The following is a 16,395-nucleotide window of genomic DNA, read 5'->3' as shown; positions in this document are numbered from 1 at the left end:
CGAATGAAGTCCTGGCGTGGCGTGCTGCTGGCCCTGTCGTTGCTGCTGCTCAGTGGCTGTCTGGTGACGTTCAAGGAACCGCTGGGGGCCAGCGACCCGGCGCCCAAGGGCCTGCTCGGCAAATGGTCGAGCACCAATGCCTGGGGTGAGCCGATGAACCTTGAGCTGACCCGCGTCGGCAATCACCGCTACCAGGCCGTTACCTGGTTCAAGGCCAAACCGCGCGAACGCGAAGCCTATCCGTTTACCGTGTCACGGCATGGCAATCGCTGGTATCTGTCGGCGAAAGTGCCGGCGCGTTTCGGCGGCCACTTCACCATTGCCGGGTTCGAAATCACCGACAAGCGCGAACTGGTGATCTACAACCTCGACCTCGAGCAGATCAACCAAGCGATCAAACAGCACGCCCTGAACGGTCAGGCATTCCAGACCGACGATGGCGACGGCGTGCACGTCGACAGCAACCTCGACAAGGTCTTCGCTTACCTTGATGATCCGGCCAATTCCGATGTCTTCGTTGAAGCTGCGCGCTATCAGCGCCAAGCCAGCGCCCAATAATTCACACGTCAGGTTTCCTACAGGAGTTTCGGGTGGACGATTACCAGCAGACGATACGCATGTTGTCCGATCGCATTGTGCTGGCGCAAACGCCGATCCGCGTGCTCGATGCGGTCAAGTGGGACGAGAACGTGCGCAAGGGTTTTCTCAAGGCCAAGGGCAAGGAAATGCCCGCCATTGATCGCGACTACTACCTCAATCGGCCGCTGTCCTTCGATTCGAGCCAGGTCAAGCTGGAGTTTCAGAACATCGAGCGCGACATTACCCGCCAGCTCGGCCAGTTCAACCCGGTCGGGCAGATCATGCGGCGCATGTGCAAGGAATACCGCATGGTCGTGCGCATGCTCGAAGCGCGCGGCACCGAGGATTTCGGCCTGATCTCGCAAGAGTTGTACGGCGCCGCGTCCGATGCCTTCCATGCCGGAGATCCGACCCTGGCCGACCTTGGCCTGATGATGTCCGACTACCTGAACAACATCGATGGCCGCGGCGATCTGAAGGACGAACCGAAAATCCTCACCGCCAAGGACGCCGTGCACTTGCTGCAAACCCGTTTGAACAAGGTATTTGGCGAGGCCGAAGAAACCATTCGGGTGTTCGAGTCCGACGGCATTGTCGCCGACGCGGCGGCGGGCGCCGACTACATCAAGATCCGCACCGACGCGATGTTCAACAACCGTGACGTGCGCGCACTGGAAGTTCACGAAGGGCTGGTGCATGTCGGCACTACGCTCAACGGGCTGAACCAGCCGATCTGCACGTTCCTGTCGAAAGGTCCGCCATCCTCGACGGTGACCCAGGAAGGTCTGGCAATCCTCATGGAAATCATCACGTTCGCCTCCTACCCAAGTCGCCTGCGCAAACTGACCAATCGCACCCGTGCCATTCACATGGTCGAGGAGGGCGCGGACTTTTTGCAGGTGTTCGAGTTCTTCCGCGAGCAAGGCTTTGAAATGGCGGAAAGCTATGGCAACGCCAGTCGGGTTTTCCGCGGTTCGACGCCGACCGGTCTGCCATTCACCAAAGACTTGTCCTACCTCAAGGGCTTCATCATGGTTTACAACTACATTCAGTTGGCCGTGCGCAAGGGCAAGCTCGAGCAGATTCCGCTGTTGTTCTGCGGCAAGACCACGCTGGAAGATATGCGTACCCTGCGCCAGCTGGTGGATGAGGGGCTGGTGGTGCCGCCGAAGTATCTGCCGGATCAGTTCCGCGATCTGAACGCGTTGTCGGCGTGGATGTGCTTTTCCAACTTCCTCAACCACTTGAGCCTGGACCGGATCGAAGCGGATTACTCCAATATCCTCTAGTCCACTACCGACCGATCGTTCCCACGCTCCGCGTGGGAATGCCGCCATGGACGCTCCGCGTCCACTGTGACGCAGAGCGTCACGGGATGCATTCCCACGCAGAGCGTGGGAACGATCTGATCGATTGCTTGCCAATTTCTTGCGAGGTTTCACCGGATGAGAATCCTCGGCATCCTTTGCCTGCTTCTGACCCTCGGCGGCTGCAGTTCGCTGCTGTTCTACCCCGAACCCGGCCAGATCTTTACCCCGGAAAAAGCCAGACTCGACTACCGCACCGTCACGCTGGTCACTGCCGATGGCTTGAAGCTCAACGCCTGGTGGCTGCCGGCCAAACCTGGCATGGAGGTCAAAGGCACGGTGCTGCACCTGCACGGCAACGGCGGCAACCTGCCGATGCATCTGGGTGGCAGTTGGTGGCTGCCGAAAAACGGCTATCAAGTGCTGCTGGTCGACTATCGCGGGTACGGCTTGTCCGAAGGCAAGCCGAGCCTGCCAGCGATCTACCAGGACATCGACGCCGCATTCGCCTGGCTGGACCAGTCCCCGGAAGTCCAAGGCAAACCGCTGGTGCTGCTCGGGCAAAGCCTCGGCGGCGCGATGGCGGTGCATTGGTTGGTGCAGCATCCCGAGCGGCAGAAACAGCTCAAGGCACTGGTGCTCGACGGCGTGCCTGCCAGTTACCGCAGCGTCGGCCAGTATGCGCTGAGCACGTCGTGGCTGACCTGGCCGTTGCAGGTGCCGCTGTCGTGGCTGGTGCCGGACGGCGACAGCGCGATCCATTCGATGGCGCAACTCAACGGCGTGCCGAAACTGATTTTCCACAGCATCGACGATCCGCTGGTGCCGATGGTCAATGGCATCCGTCTGTATCAAGCGGCGCCGCCACCGCGGGTGCTGCAACTGACCCGTGGCGGCCATGTGCAGACCTTCGGCGATCCGGTGTGGCAGCAGGTGATGCTGCGTTACCTCGACGACCCCGAGCATTTCAACGGTCTGCGCCGCCTCGGCGAAATCCCCAATTACCCGCCGCCCCCGAATTCTGAAGACGAGAGTCCGCAATGACTGAAGAACGTAACGCCATCCCGCTGATCATCACCGGTATTTGCAGCATCCTCGGCACCGTGGGGGCGCTGTGGTACTACGGCTACCTGCACTTCGCCAAACCCGAGGATGCGCTGCTGCTCAACGAATTCACCATGCTCAAGACCGTGCCCGGCGAGGACTACAAACTATCGCTGACTCCTGCGCCGCAAGTGGCGCAGTGCATTGACGGCGTGCTGGTGTTGTTTGATACCGAGCAGAAGGGCCTGACCGGGGTGCTGGTCAATGGGCAGAAGAAGGCTGTGCGGTGCATGGGCGAAGAGACGCCGCAGAAGCTTGAGCAATAACGCGATCCTTTGTAGGAGTGAGCCTGCTCGCGATAGCGGTGTATCAGCCAAATAAATATTGACTGAACGGACGCTATCGCGAGCAGGCTCACTCCTACACGGTTCGTCTTCGTGCATGAAAAAAGCCCCGCCTGATCACTCAAGCGGGGCTTCTACGTTCAGCGCGAAACTTAGTTCGAGCTCACCGAGGAACGCGGTGCAACCGGCTGGTTGTCGTTGGAAATGGTCACTTCCACCCGACGGTTCATCGCACGGCCCGAGACGCTGCCGTTATCCGCGACCGGGTATTCCTTGCCATAACCCTGAGCGACGATACGCGATGGATCGACACCCATTTTGATCAGGGCCATTTGCACCGAAGTCGCGCGGCGCTCCGACAGGGACTGGTTGTAGCTGGCGGTGCCGGTGCTGTCGGTGTAACCCTCGACGATCACTTTGCGATCCGGGTTTTCCTGAAGGAATTGCGCCAGTTTGTTGATGTTCACCAGACCGCTGGATTTCAGGTCGGCCTTGTTGGTGGCGAACAGCACATCACCGAACGTCACCAGCGTGCCGCGATCGGTCTGCTTGGCGTTGAGGCTGTCCTGCAGCTGTTTGATCTGCTGGTCACGCGCATCCAGACGCGCCTGGGCACGTTGCGCGGCGGCGTTCTTCAGGTTGTTCTCAGCGGTGCGCAGGGCGATGGTCTGCTTGGCCACTTCCACGCGCTGGTTGGTCAGGTAGGCCAGTTGGTCAACCTTGGCTGCGTCTTCTTTGTCCAGATAGGCCTTGTCGGCCTTGTCCAGGTAATCGCTGGCGTCTTTGGTTTCCAGTGCGGCGACTTTACTCGCCTGCGGGTTGGCCTGCAGGCCGGCGTAGTTGGTGCGTGCCTGTTCCAGGTTCGGGTTAGGCGGGGTGGAGCAGGCAGCCAACGCAACGCTTGCGGCCAGAAGAGCGGGAATCATCAGTTGCTTACGCATAATTTGTCGTCCTTTCTATCGGTAAGAGATTCAGCTTTGCAATCGGATGCGCGCTTACTGCACGGTGCGCTGACTTTCCTGACGCAGTTCCTGAACACCTTTCTGGGAATCCTTCACAGCCTGTTCAGCCTTTGCAGCCTGAGCCTTGCGTTCAGCGACGCGAGCGTCCCACTCAGCCTGTTCGGACAGGCGACGGGCTTCGTCGTACTTCTTGTCGTGCATGGCGATTTCGGCTTGTTTGAGCTTGTCCTGCGCTTGCTTCATTTCCACCGCAGCGAACTCGGTACCGCCGGCGCTGACTGCGCTGTTGACGGCCGATTGGGTCACGGCGTACTGCTCGGTCGGTGGATTACCGGCGCAACCGGCCAGAACGAAGCTGGTGCCGATGGCCAGAGCGGCCAGTTTCAGACCGCGCAGGTGGGAAAACGTGGATTGGGTTTTCATGGTCTTCAACTCCATTAGGCATCTCCTGAAAATACAACTGAATCCATCCTGGCAGAGGAGCCGAAAGCATCGCTTGTTGACGCGAATTGAAACGCTCGTTCCAGGCGTGGTTACCTGTTCCGACCGGATGCATTTTTGAAAAGTTCAGAAAAGATGGCCTATCGCCAAAAATTAAATTGACCGTTTGGACAAGGCTCTGGAACGGGAACTTTGGCGGTTTGAAGGGGTACGCGCGGGGCAAAATGGACGCGAACATGAAGGGTTTTCACGGTCCATTGTAGGAGTGAGCCTGCTCGCGATGGCGGTGTATCAGCCGCTGGATGTGTCGACAAATACGCCGCCATCGCGAGCAGGCTCACTCCTACATTTTGGTCTGTGTTGGGTCAGTGATTCTGTTTGTTTTCGGCTGAGGCCAGATCATGCAAATGCCGTCTCGACAGCGCCAGAAAACGCGGCGTCGGCCCGACGTCTTCGTACAGCGGATCACCTTCCTCATCGGTCGCGACCACCGTCGAACCTTTCACATACGGCAGGCTCGCCTCGAACTCTTCAAGCGCCGCGCCGATCAGTTCGCCGAGCAATTCTTCGGGATGGCGTTTGGGATACATCTCGGCAATCGCCGCCAGCCTTGCGGCAGATTCCACGTCCAGATGAATCGTGTAGCCAGTATCGGTCAGGCGACCTTTGGCGTTTTCTTCCCAATGCTGGGCAAGTTCACGGATTTTCATGATGACCTCATTTCGCACCTGCTCATGGCAGGTCTGGGTGAGTGTCCGCCAGGGCCGGCGGCAAGCCGTCGTGCGGCTTACTGTTGAGACTAGCTTTGCTGCTCAAGGTTTAAAGTCCCTTCGTCGGCTGCTTGTAAGAAGCGCCGCAGAGCGGCACTCTCTCGAGCAAAGCATTCGTTTCTGCGCCGTCCCGATTACCGTTGGAGAACTGCTGATGACCGATATTGATGCACGCTTGCGCGAAGATGTTCACCTGCTCGGAGAGCTGTTGGGCAACACCATTCGAGATCAGTACGGCGAGCAGTTCCTCGCCAAGATCGAGCAGATCCGCAAGGGCGCCAAGGCTGACCGGCGCGGTTCGATGGACGCCGAACTGAGCGCCAGCCTCAATCAGTTGAGCGAAGACGAATTGCTCCCGGTGGCGCGAGCGTTCAACCAGTTTCTCAACCTGGCGAACATCGCCGAGCAATATCAGTTGATTCACCGGCGCGAAGAGTCGCAACCGGCGCCGTTCGAATCCCGCGTATTGCCTGAACTGCTGGCGCGTTTGCGCAGTGAAGGCCACAGCGCCGAATCCCTGGCCCGGCAACTGGCGCGGCTGGAAATCGAACTGGTGCTGACCGCGCACCCGACCGAAGTCGCCCGCCGCACCTTGATTCAGAAGTACGACGCGATTGCCGCGCAACTCGCCGCGCAGGACCATCGCGACCTGACCAGCGCGGAGCGCGAACAGATCCACACCACCCTGCAACGATTGATCGCCGAAGCCTGGCACACCGAAGAAATCCGCCGCACGCGGCCGACCCCGGTCGACGAAGCGAAATGGGGCTTTGCGGTGATTGAACACTCGCTGTGGCAAGCCATTCCCAACCACATGCGCAAGGCCGACAAAGCGTTGCACGAAGCTACAGGCCTGCGCCTGCCGCTGGAGGCTGCGCCGATTCGCTTCGCCTCGTGGATGGGCGGCGACCGTGACGGCAACCCCAATGTCACCGCCGCCGTAACCCGCGAAGTGTTATTGCTGGCGCGCTGGATGGCCGCCGACCTGTACCTGCGCGACGTCGATCACCTCGCCGCCGAACTGTCGATGCAACAGGCCAGTGACGCGCTCAAGGCCCAGGCCGGCGACAGCGCCGAACCGTATCGTGCGGTGCTCAAGCAATTGCGCGAGCGCCTGCGAGCGACGCGTAATTGGGCTCACGCCGCACTCACCGCGCCGACACCCGCACCCGCCGAGGTGCTGCACAACAATCGCGACCTGCTCGGGCCGCTGGAGCTGTGTTTCAACTCGCTGCATGAATGCGGCATGGGCGTGATCGCCGATGGGCCGTTGCTCGATTGCCTGCGCCGCGCCGTAACTTTTGGTCTGTTTCTGGTGCGTCTGGATGTGCGTCAGGATTCCGCACGGCACAGCTCGGCGATGACCGAAATCACCGATTACCTCGGGCTTGGGCGTTATGAGGATTGGGATGAAGAACAACGGATCAAATTCCTCACTCAGGAACTGAGCAACCGCCGCCCGTTGTTGCCCGCGCATTTCAAGCCGTCGGCCGACACCGCCGAAGTGCTCAATACCTGCAAGGAAATCGCCGCCGCCCCGGCGGCTTCGCTCGGCTCTTACGTGATTTCCATGGCCGGCGCGGCTTCCGATGTGCTCGCCGTGCAACTGCTGCTCAAGGAATCCGGTGTGCTGCGGCCGATGCGCGTGGTGCCGCTGTTCGAGACCCTCGCCGACCTCGACAACGCCGGGCCGGTGATGGAGCGGCTGTTGCTGCTGCCGGGTTATCGCGCGCGCCTGCAAGGCCCGCAGGAAGTGATGATCGGTTACTCCGACTCGGCCAAGGACGCCGGCACCACCGCGGCGGCCTGGGCGCAATACCGCGCGCAGGAACGGTTGGTGGAAATCTGCCGTGAGCAGCAAGTCGAATTGCTGTTGTTCCATGGTCGCGGCGGTACCGTCGGCCGTGGCGGCGGCCCGGCGCACGCGGCGATTCTGTCGCAGCCACCGGGTTCGGTGGCGGGGCGGTTCCGCACCACCGAGCAGGGCGAAATGATTCGTTTCAAATTCGGTCTGCCGGACATCGCCGAGCAGAACCTCAATCTGTATCTGGCCGCGGTGCTCGAAGCGACATTGCTGCCACCGCCGCCGCCGACGCCCGAATGGCGGCACCTGATGGACGAACTGGCGGCGGACGGTGTCAGCGCTTACCGCCAGGTGGTGCGCGAAAATCCGCAGTTCGTCGAATACTTCCGCCAGTCGACTCCGGAGCAGGAATTGGGGCGCCTGCCGCTCGGTAGTCGTCCAGCCAAGCGCCGCGCCGGCGGCATCGAGAGCCTGCGGGCGATCCCGTGGATCTTCGGCTGGACACAAACGCGGCTGATGCTGCCGGCGTGGCTGGGCTGGGAGTCAGCGCTGAGCAAGGCGCTGGAACGCGGCGAAGGCCAGTTGCTCGGGCAGATGCGCGAGCAGTGGCCGTTCTTCCGCACGCGCATCGACATGCTGGAGATGGTCCTGGCCAAGGCCGATGCCGATATCGCGCTGTCCTACGACGAGCGTCTGGTCGAGCCGGACCTGCTGCCTTTAGGCGCGCAGTTACGCGACCTATTGTCGCAGGCGTGCAGCGTGGTGCTCGGCCTGACCGGCCAGTCGCAGCTGCTCGCGCACAGCCCTGACACCCTCGAATTCATCCGTCTGCGCAACACCTATCTCGACCCGCTGCATCTATTGCAGGCCGAACTGCTGGCGCGCTCGCGGCAGCAGGAAGTCGAGCAGGGCAGCCCGGTGGAACAGGCGCTGCTGGTGTCTGTGGCGGGGATTGCCGCCGGTTTGCGAAATACCGGCTAACGTTTGCAACAGGGCATGCGGCATCGAGCAATCGCTGCCAGGTGCTGCTGTGCGTGTGCGGGGAAAGTGCCGCCAGGCGACAGTTAATGATGGGGTTGCGACTAGGGTTACCGCGTCGCAAGGTCGCGGCGGGCGTCGGTTTCTCCGACTTTTGGCGTCTTGTGTGGGCGCAGCCTGCTGTGTATCTTGATCAGCCTTTGGCCGTTTGTGCGGCCACGACCCGTATTTTTCAGGATTCGTCCCAAGCGGCGAATCCTTTGTTTTGTAAAAGCTTTTTATAAAAAAATTGAGGAGCACATCTAATGCGCGTCATTCTGCTGGGAGCTCCCGGGGCCGGTAAAGGTACTCAGGCTAAGTTCATCACCGAGAAATTCGGCATTCCACAAATTTCCACCGGCGACATGCTGCGCGCAGCGGTCAAGGCCGGCACACCACTGGGCGTTCAAGCCAAGAGCATCATGGATGCCGGCGGCCTGGTGTCGGATGACTTGATCATCGCCCTGGTCAAGGACCGCATTGCCCAGCCTGACTGCGCCAACGGCTTCCTGTTCGACGGCTTCCCGCGCACCATTCCGCAGGCTGAAGCATTGGTGACTGCCGGTGTCGAGCTGGACGCCGTGGTCGAAATCGCCGTTGAAGACGAAGAGATCGTCCAGCGCATCGCCGGCCGTCGTGTTCACGAAGCCAGCGGCCGCGTTTACCACATCGTCTACAACCCGCCAAAACTGGCCGGCAAGGACGACATCACCGGTGAAGAGCTGGTGCAGCGCAAGGACGACACCGAAGAAACCGTGCGTCATCGCCTGTCGGTCTACCATTCGCAGACCAAGCCGCTGGTGGAGTTCTATCAGAACCTCTCCGCGAAGAATGGCGGCAAGCCGAAGTACAGCCACATTCCTGGCGTCGGTTCGGTCGATGCGATCACCGCCAAGGTCCTCGCGGCGCTGAGCTGAAAAGTCTGAATAGCTGCATCATCCACGGCCCGCTTGCGGGCCGTAGTTGTTTATACTGACGCACTTTTTTCCCCACCCTTGTTCTGGAAACATCGATGAGTACCTTGCTGGCCCTGGACACCGCGACTGAAGCTTGCTCCGTTGCCTTGCTGCACGACGGCAAGGTGACGAGCCATTACGAGGTGATCCCGCGCCTGCATGCGCAAAAGTTGCTGCCGATGATCCAGCAGTTGCTGGCTGATGCCGGGACCACGCTGCAAGCAGTCGACGCCATTGCGTTCGGGCGCGGGCCGGGTGCATTCACCGGTGTGCGGATTGCTATCGGCGTGGTGCAGGGACTGGCGTTTGCGCTGGATCGTCCGGTCTTGCCGGTGTCCAATCTGGCAGTGTTGGCCCAACGTGCGTTACGTGAACATGGCGTGAGCCAGGTTGCGGCGGCCATCGATGCGCGCATGGACGAAGTCTATTGGGGCTGCTACCGCGAGACGGCAGGGGAGATGCGTCTGGTCGGTGCCGAAGCCGTGCTGCCACCGGAAGTCGCAGCGCTGCCGGCCGACGCCTGTGGCGAGTGGTTCGGTGCCGGCACCGGTTGGGGCTACGGCGAGCGCATTGCGGTCAACCTGACCGGCGCCGATGCCGGCATGCTGCCCCACGCCGAAGACCTGCTGACCCTGGCGCGTTTTGCCTGGGCGCGCGGCGAGTCGATCCCGGCGGACGACGCGCAACCGGTCTACCTGCGCGACAAAGTCGCCACCCCAAAAGCCCGCTAAGTCTGCTTTCCCTGTGGGAGCGAGCCTGCTGGCGAAAGCGGTGGGTCAGGTAAGGAATAATGGCTGACACACCCCCTTCGCGAGCAGGCTCGCTCCCACAGGGAAATAAGTCACACGCAAATATCGCCAATCGTCAGTTTTTTCCCCTCGTTTAAAACCTTTTGCGCTTTATGTGTTCTAGTTATCACTCGGCAGTTTGCTAAGTCGGTCAGGTGCCGCTAAATTGCCATCATTGATACCGAGCATGAAATTATGCGTATAGACGGCGTTTCCTCTCAGTCCTATCCCATCAAGCGCAAGCCTCGCAAAGGCCCTGTGACGGTGGATGAATCCCTCGACGATATCGACGGCGAGCTGGAGTTTCCGACTGAAGAACAACTGGCGGCCCGTGCTGCCGCCAAAGCCACTGCGCAACGCCTGAGCAATCTGCCTGCCCGCCAGCAAGACATGATCTACCACCGCGCCATGAGCAAAAGCGTAGCGATGGCCTTGGCCAGCTACCTGAGTACCGCCGGTTTTGTCGATTGGGATGCCGACGTGCTGGGCCTCGATCTGTATATCTGATGGCTCTGCCTTACTACCTCGGATGCCCGTCCTGGAGCGAAAACGCCTGGCGCGAGTATCTGTATCCGGTAGACGCAAGAACCACGGATTTTCTCGCTCTCTATTCCCAAGTGTTCAATGCCGTCGAAGGCAATACCACCTTCTACGCCAGCCCCTCGCCAGCCACCGTGCAGCGTTGGGCCGAAATCATGCCCGAACACTTTCGCTTCACCGCCAAATTTCCCGGCGACATCAGCCACAGCGGTGACTTGCGCGATCAATTGACCGCCGCCGAAACCTTCCTGCAATTACTCAAGCCGCTCGGCAAACGGGTGTCGCCGTTGTGGTTGCAACTGTCGAAAGGCTTCACCCCGCAGCGGCTGCCGGAACTGGCGGCTTTTATTGATGCGCTGGACTGTCCGTTGGCGGTCGAAGTGCGCAACGAGCAGTTTTTCGCCAAGGGCGAGAGTGAGCGCTTGCTCAACCGTCTGCTGCTCGATCGTGGTGTCGAACGCATCTGCCTTGATCCACGCGCGCTGTTCAGCTGCCTGTCGACCGAGTCCTCGGTGATCCACGCACAATCGAAAAAGCCGCGAGTGCCGACGCGTCCGGCGGCGTTTACCCAGTTCCCGCAGGTGCGCTTCATCGGTCATCCTGAGCTGGAAGCCAACGATCCGTTTCTGCTGCCGTGGGTGAGCAAGATTGCCGAGTGGATCGAAGAAGGGCGTACGCCGTATATCTTTCTGCACACCGCTGACAATCTGCTGGCGGCGAAGCTGGCGCAACGTTTTCACACGCAATTGATGCAGCGTTTGCCTGGCCTGCCAGCGCTGCCTGAGCTATACAGAGAACCCGCCGCCGAGCAACTTGGCCTGCTCTGAGGCGTTTGTGTTTTCCGCCCGGAGCCTGCCGATGGACGCTTCAGCCCGCAACGAACAAGCCCGTAAAGCCCTTGCCTTCAAAGCCCTGCACGAACAATCGGGGATTTTCGTCATTCCCAATCCGTGGGACGCCGGCTCGGCGAAAATGCTCGCCAGCCTCGGCTATCAGGCCTTGGCGACCACCAGCGCCGGTTATGCCTTTTCGCAAGGCAAGGCCGATGGTGCGTTGAGCCTGGACGAGACCCTGGCCAATGTTCGCGCCATCGTCGCGGCAACGGATCTGCCGGTGGCAGTGGATCTCGAAAACGGTTTTGCCGATGACCCGGCCGAGTGTGCCAAGAGCCTGCTGCGCGCCGCCGAGGCCGGAGCCGTGGGCGGTTCGATCGAAGATGCCACTGGCCGCGCAGACGCGCCGATCTATTGTTTTGAACACGCCGTAGCGCGCATCGAGGCCGCAGTCGCGGCGGTGCGCACGCTAGCGTTTCCCTTCGTGCTGACCGCCCGCGCGGAAAACTACCTGCACGGCAATCCCGATATCAACGATACCATCCGCCGCTTGCAGGCCTTCGCCGAAGCCGGCGCCGACGTGTTGTATGCGCCGGGTTTGCGCACTGCCGAAGAAGTGCTGGCGGTGGTCCGGGCGGTGGCGCCGAAACCGCTGAATGTGTTGATGTCCGGTGGTTTGCAACTGACGGTGGAGCAATTGCAGGACATGGGCGTGCGGCGCGTCAGCACCGGTTCGGCGTTGGCGCTGGCGGCGTTTGGCGAGTTTTTCCGCGCCGCTGAGGAAATCCAGCAATCGGGCACCTTTGGCTTCACGTCGCAATCGATGCCGTACGCCAAGGCCAATCAATTGTTCAAAGGCTGAGCATGGGGCGCTGGATTTTCTGGTTAATTCTATTGGCGCTGGGCGGAGCTGCGGTCAGCGTCTGGCGCGGTTGGCTGGACGTGCCGGCGCAGTGGGATCCGTGGGCGCCGCTGGACATCAAAGCCACGCCCAATTGGCTCACCGGTTACAAGCTGATGCGCCTGCGCAGTGATCCGGCACTTTGCGCTCAGGCTTTGCGCAGTTCGGATCTGCGCGTTTCACCGCAATCTGACAGTCCTGGCGCCAAGTGCCCGTTGATTGGCGCATTGCGCGTACAGGGTGGTCAGACCGCGCTGAGCAGTAGTTTCCTCGCCAGTTGCCCATTGGCGGTGGCTTACGCGATGTTCGAACATCATTCCCTGCAACCGGCCGCGCAGGCCGTTTACGGTCAGAAAGTCGCGCGTGTCGATCACCTTGGCAGCTTCGCCTGTCGCAATGTGTATAACCGCGAGAGCGGGGCGCTAAGCCGTCACGCCAGCGCCGATGCGCTGGATATCGCCGGTTTCCGTCTGGCTGACGGGCGCAGCATCAGCGTGCTCAAGGACTGGCCCAAGGACAATCAGGACGCACGCTTCCTGCGACAGGTGCGTGACGGCGCCTGCGAGGCGTTCAGTGTGGTGTTGAGCCCGGATTACAACGCAGCCCATCGCAATCACTTTCATGTCGATGTCGGGCGCTGGAGCGTGTGTCGCTGAGGTTTATGCGGCGAGGCGCAAGTTCTGCAGAACGATCGGGCGTGCCCAGCCGTTATCGAAGTCGAGGGCTTTTTGCTGCTCGACAATTTCTTCCGGCGGGAATGGCGGATAAGGCTTTTGCAGCAGATCGAGATCGAATTCGGCGATCGGCAGGTACAGCGGCTTCTTCTGCGGTGCCGGGCCAGGTTCTGGCATTGGCTGACCATTGTTGATCACGATCGGGCGGACCCAGCTGCTGTCAAAATCCTGCTGTTCCTGCTGGGCTTTGAGTTCTTCTGGCGGGAACGGTGGGAACGGCTTGTCGAGCAATTCCATCTCGAACTCGGCGATCGGCAGGAACAACGGCTCCGGCGGACGCACTTGGGTTTCGACCACATCGCACTCGCGCTGACTGACGATGTGCGCGTGCAGTTCGCTGCCGATGGTTGGCTCTTGCGGGCTGTTGAGGTCAACCGGTGGGAACGTGCCGCAGGCTGGCACCACTTCACTCGACTGTTCAGCCAGCGCCTGGGCAAAGAAATCCTGCCACAGGTGACTGACGCCGCTCAGTGCTTGAGTGTTATGACGGCTGAAATCGCCATGGGGCGAGATGTAGCCAATCGATGTGGGAAGAATGCCTGACATTTTTTTCGGTTGACGCTCAGCTCTGGCAAAATGCGCGTTGAATGGTTTATCGGCGGTTTTTGTCGATCCTTAACTTTTTTGAGCGTTTTTTCATGATCGAGTCACCCGCGGCCTGCCGCATCCATGTCCAGGCCCTCGCCGCGACGTTTCAAGCGCAAGCCGAGCAATGGGCCGAACGTCTCGGCCTGCCGCTCGCCGAGGCTGACGGCGAGTTCGCTTTGCAGGTCGGCGAGCAGGGTTTGCAGCTGCAACAGCTCGGCCCGGACGCACCGGGGCCGGTGCGGGTCGACTTTGTCGAGGGCGGCGCGGCGCACCGGCGTTTGTACGGTGGCGGCAGTGGGCAGATGATCGCCAAAGCGGTCGGTATCGCCCAAGGCGTGCGCCCGCGCGTGCTGGATGCCACGGCGGGGCTGGGCAAGGATGCCTTCGTCCTCGCCAGCCTCGGCTGTGACATGAGCCTGATCGAGCGCCAGCCGCTGATTGGCGCGCTGCTGGAAGACGGTCTGGCACGGGCGGCGGAGGATTTTGATGTGGCGCCGATCGTGGCGCGGATGAAGCTGCTCAAGGGCAATTCCATTGAGGTCATGCGCAATTGGCAAGGCGAGCCGCCGCAGGTGATCTATCTCGATCCGATGTTTCCGCACCGAGAGAAGACCGCGTTGGTGAAAAAGGAAATGCGCCTGTTCCGGCCCTTGGTCGGCGATGACCCGGATGCACCAGCACTGCTCGAAGCCGCGCTGGCGTTGGCCACGCACCGGGTAGTGGTCAAGCGCCCGCGCAAGGCGCCGTGCATTGAAGGGCCGAAGCCGAGCCATGCGCTGGATGGCAAGTCGAGCCGGTATGACATTTACCCGAAAAAAGCGCTGAAGGCGTAAGACCGAGTCGCTCCCAATCGCTAGCAGGCTAGCTCCCACACTGGATTTGTGGTCCACACCAAACCCCTGTGGGAGCTAGCCTGCTAGCGATGGGGGCAGTCCAGCCAAAGCAAAAAGTCAGGGTGTATAAGCCCGCATAAACAACCCCACCACCTCGCGCACATGGCTCTCCGCCGCGTCGCCAGTCAGCGGCTCACCACAGCCATACAACAAACGAAAATTCCCCGCGCCCTTGATCAGGCAGAAGAAGTGCTCGGCCGCGTTGCGTGGCTGGTCGATCTTCAGCGCGCCAGTTTCGTTGATTTTCGCCAGAAGCCCCTCCATGCCGTTCACCACGCGCTCGGGGCCGGCCTGGAAAAAGATCAGCGACAGGTTCGGGTCCTGACTTCCCAGCGCCATGATCAGCCGGTGCAGATTGACCGATTCCTCACTGTTGATCAGTTGGTGAAAGCCCCGGGCAATGTTCAGCAACACATTTTCCACCGCAATGCCTTCCGGCAATTCGAAGAACAGCGGCGGTAATTGCTCTTCGCATTTAGCCACCACGGCAGCAGAGAACAACGTCTCCTTGTCGTTGAAATGGCTGTAGACCGTCAGTTTTGACACACCGGCCTCGCTGGCCACCGCGTCCATGCTGGTGTTGGCGTAACCGTGCGTAAGAAAGAGGATTTTCGCCGCGTCGAGGATGGCTTGGCGCTTGGCCAGATCCTTGGGGCGGCCTGGGCCGTTTGGAGCTGCAGGATTGTTCGACATTCTTCGCTTTTAATACTGGACTGGTGAGTTTGCTATTAATACCATACCCGCCAGTATAAATATTCCAAGCACCATTAGCGAAAGGTCCGTCACCATGTTCCGCCATGCGTTGTCCTTTGCACTGCCAGTGAGTCTGGCGTTTCTGTTGTCGGCGTGCGGTCAGGAAGAGGTGACGCAAGTCACCGTGCGCCCGGCCATGGTGGTGCAGCCAGAGCCTTCGGCCCAGGCGATGGAAAGTTATCCAGGTGAAGTCCGCGCGCGCTACGAGCCCGATCTGGCATTCCGTATTGGCGGCAAGGTCAGCCGACGACTGGTCGATGAAGGCCAGCGGGTCAAAGCGGATCAGCCCCTGGCCGAACTCGACCCGCAGGACGTACGCCTGCAACTGGAAGCCACGCGGGCCCAGGTCGCTGCCGCCGAAGCCAATCTGAATCTGGTACGAACCGAACGTGATCGCTACAAGACCCTGATGGAGCGGCAGATGGTCAGCCGCTCGGCCTACGACAACGCCGAAAATCTATACCGCTCCGGCGAAGCACGTCTTAAACAAATCAAAGCCGAATTCAACGTCTCCACCAACCAGGCCAGCTACGCAGTCCTGCGCGCACCGCAGGATGGCGTGGTGGCCAAGCGTTCGGTGGAAGTCGGGCAAGTGGTCGCTGCCGGGCAAACCGTGTTCACCCTCGCTACCGATGGCGAGCGGGAAGTGTTGATCAGCCTGCCGGAGCAAAGCTTCGGCCGCTTCAAGGTCGGGCAGCCGGTCACCGTCGAATTGTGGACCCAGCAGAACCAGCGCTTCGCCGGGCAGATCCGCGAGTTGTCGCCCGCGGCCGATCCGCGCTCGCGCACCTTCGCCGCTAGGATTTCCTTTGCCAGTGGCAAAGTCCCGGCTGAGCTGGGCCAGAGCGCGCGGGTCTTCGTGCAATCCGCCGACAGCGTGTCCTTGTCAGTGCCGCTCTCGGCCCTCACTGCCGAAAACGGCGCGACCTACGTCTGGGTTGTCAACGCCAACAACACCTTGAAGAAAACCCCGGTGCGCGTCGGCCCGTTCGGTGAAAAAACCGTACCGGTGCTCGAAGGCTTGAGCGCCAGTGACTGGGTGGTGGCAGCCGGGGTTCATGTGCTGCTCGAAGGTCAGCAGGTGCGGCCGGTAGATCGCTCCAACCGCGTGGTCAATCTGGCGAACAAGGAGTAAGCCCCA

Annotated in this window: 18 protein-coding genes; 13 read left to right on the top strand and 5 right to left on the bottom strand. The window is 60.8% G+C overall.

Annotation, left to right across the window (positions count from 1 at the left end; translation table 11 throughout):
• Window positions 1-3 precede the first annotated feature (3 nt).
• The 4 genes from J3P75_RS22355 to J3P75_RS22340 all read left to right on the top strand — a co-directional run bounded on the left by J3P75_RS22355 (window position 4) and on the right by J3P75_RS22340 (window position 3,256).
• Window positions 4-558, top strand: coding sequence for a hypothetical protein (locus J3P75_RS22355; RefSeq protein ID WP_434708214.1), 555 nt, complete (start codon window positions 4-6; stop codon window positions 556-558).
• Between the two features lie 59 nt (window positions 559-617).
• A complete protein-coding gene (locus J3P75_RS22350) occupies window positions 618-1,868 on the top strand; it encodes a flavohemoglobin expression-modulating QEGLA motif protein (RefSeq protein WP_172833349.1) in 1,251 nt (416 codons plus the stop codon).
• Window positions 1,869-2,024: 156 nt separating this feature from the next.
• Window positions 2,025-2,930 (top strand): alpha/beta hydrolase, encoded by a 906-nt coding sequence (locus tag J3P75_RS22345; RefSeq protein WP_434708213.1) that lies wholly within the window; start codon window positions 2,025-2,027, stop codon window positions 2,928-2,930.
• On the top strand, window positions 2,927-3,256 hold the full coding sequence (locus tag J3P75_RS22340) for a hypothetical protein (protein ID WP_434708212.1): 330 nt from the start codon (window positions 2,927-2,929) through the stop codon (window positions 3,254-3,256). The genes J3P75_RS22345 and J3P75_RS22340 overlap by 4 nt, the downstream gene beginning before the upstream one ends.
• 170 nt (window positions 3,257-3,426) lie before the next feature.
• Here the strand turns inward: J3P75_RS22340 and J3P75_RS22335 are convergent, their stop codons facing one another.
• The 3 genes from J3P75_RS22335 to J3P75_RS22325 all read right to left on the bottom strand — a co-directional run bounded on the left by J3P75_RS22335 (window position 3,427) and on the right by J3P75_RS22325 (window position 5,387).
• Window positions 3,427-4,215, bottom strand: coding sequence for an OmpA family protein (locus J3P75_RS22335; RefSeq protein WP_024011746.1), 789 nt, complete (start codon window positions 4,213-4,215; stop codon window positions 3,427-3,429).
• A 54-nt stretch (window positions 4,216-4,269) separates the two neighbouring features.
• On the bottom strand, window positions 4,270-4,674 hold the full coding sequence (locus J3P75_RS22330; protein ID WP_090281970.1) for a DUF4398 domain-containing protein: 405 nt from the start codon (window positions 4,672-4,674) through the stop codon (window positions 4,270-4,272).
• A 368-nt stretch (window positions 4,675-5,042) separates the two neighbouring features.
• On the bottom strand, window positions 5,043-5,387 hold the full coding sequence (locus tag J3P75_RS22325; RefSeq protein ID WP_090281971.1) for a pilin assembly protein: 345 nt from the start codon (window positions 5,385-5,387) through the stop codon (window positions 5,043-5,045).
• Between the two features lie 214 nt (window positions 5,388-5,601).
• Here J3P75_RS22325 and ppc point away from each other — a divergent pair, with 214 nt between their 5' ends.
• The 7 genes from ppc (at window position 5,602) to J3P75_RS22290 (ending at window position 12,942) form a co-directional block, all read left to right on the top strand.
• Window positions 5,602-8,232, top strand: coding sequence for a phosphoenolpyruvate carboxylase (gene ppc, locus J3P75_RS22320; protein ID WP_434708211.1), 2,631 nt, complete (start codon window positions 5,602-5,604; stop codon window positions 8,230-8,232).
• A gap of 302 nt (window positions 8,233-8,534) precedes the next feature.
• Window positions 8,535-9,185, top strand: a complete 651-nt coding sequence (gene adk / locus J3P75_RS22315) for an adenylate kinase (protein ID WP_039762420.1) — start codon at window positions 8,535-8,537, stop codon at window positions 9,183-9,185.
• A 95-nt stretch (window positions 9,186-9,280) separates the two neighbouring features.
• Window positions 9,281-9,955, top strand: coding sequence for a tRNA (adenosine(37)-N6)-threonylcarbamoyltransferase complex dimerization subunit type 1 TsaB (gene tsaB, locus J3P75_RS22310; RefSeq protein ID WP_434708210.1), 675 nt, complete (start codon window positions 9,281-9,283; stop codon window positions 9,953-9,955).
• A 252-nt stretch (window positions 9,956-10,207) separates the two neighbouring features.
• On the top strand, window positions 10,208-10,519 hold the full coding sequence (locus J3P75_RS22305; RefSeq protein WP_090281974.1) for a hypothetical protein: 312 nt from the start codon (window positions 10,208-10,210) through the stop codon (window positions 10,517-10,519).
• Complete coding sequence (locus J3P75_RS22300; RefSeq protein ID WP_434708209.1) at window positions 10,519-11,379, top strand: DUF72 domain-containing protein; 861 nt, start codon at window positions 10,519-10,521, stop codon at window positions 11,377-11,379. Before J3P75_RS22305 ends, J3P75_RS22300 begins: the two co-directional genes overlap by 1 nt.
• A gap of 31 nt (window positions 11,380-11,410) precedes the next feature.
• Window positions 11,411-12,247, top strand: coding sequence for an isocitrate lyase/PEP mutase family protein (locus J3P75_RS22295; RefSeq protein ID WP_434708208.1), 837 nt, complete (start codon window positions 11,411-11,413; stop codon window positions 12,245-12,247).
• A gap of 2 nt (window positions 12,248-12,249) precedes the next feature.
• The gene (locus J3P75_RS22290; protein WP_434708207.1) at window positions 12,250-12,942 is read left to right on the top strand and encodes an extensin-like domain-containing protein; all 693 of its coding nucleotides are present in this window, start codon (window positions 12,250-12,252) and stop codon (window positions 12,940-12,942) included.
• A 3-nt stretch (window positions 12,943-12,945) separates the two neighbouring features.
• Here the strand turns inward: J3P75_RS22290 and J3P75_RS22285 are convergent, their stop codons facing one another.
• Window positions 12,946-13,566, bottom strand: a complete 621-nt coding sequence (locus tag J3P75_RS22285) for an energy transducer TonB (RefSeq protein ID WP_336354972.1) — start codon at window positions 13,564-13,566, stop codon at window positions 12,946-12,948.
• A 92-nt stretch (window positions 13,567-13,658) separates the two neighbouring features.
• Here J3P75_RS22285 and J3P75_RS22280 point away from each other — a divergent pair, with 92 nt between their 5' ends.
• A complete protein-coding gene (locus J3P75_RS22280) occupies window positions 13,659-14,441 on the top strand; it encodes a class I SAM-dependent methyltransferase (protein WP_434708206.1) in 783 nt (260 codons plus the stop codon).
• Between the two features lie 117 nt (window positions 14,442-14,558).
• Here the strand turns inward: J3P75_RS22280 and J3P75_RS22275 are convergent, their stop codons facing one another.
• Window positions 14,559-15,194, bottom strand: a complete 636-nt coding sequence (locus J3P75_RS22275) for a TetR/AcrR family transcriptional regulator (protein ID WP_434708205.1) — start codon at window positions 15,192-15,194, stop codon at window positions 14,559-14,561.
• 94 nt (window positions 15,195-15,288) lie between these two features.
• On the opposite strand from J3P75_RS22275, the gene J3P75_RS22270 reads away from it, so the two are divergent.
• Window positions 15,289-16,389 (top strand): efflux RND transporter periplasmic adaptor subunit, encoded by a 1,101-nt coding sequence (locus tag J3P75_RS22270; protein WP_434708204.1) that lies wholly within the window; start codon window positions 15,289-15,291, stop codon window positions 16,387-16,389.
• Window positions 16,390-16,395: the final 6 nt, after the last annotated feature.

Origin of the sequence: Pseudomonas sp. R1-1 (assembly GCF_051132135.1) — a bacterium.
GTDB lineage: Bacteria > Pseudomonadota > Gammaproteobacteria > Pseudomonadales > Pseudomonadaceae > Aquipseudomonas.
This window is presented reverse-complemented; position numbering and strand designations above follow the sequence as displayed.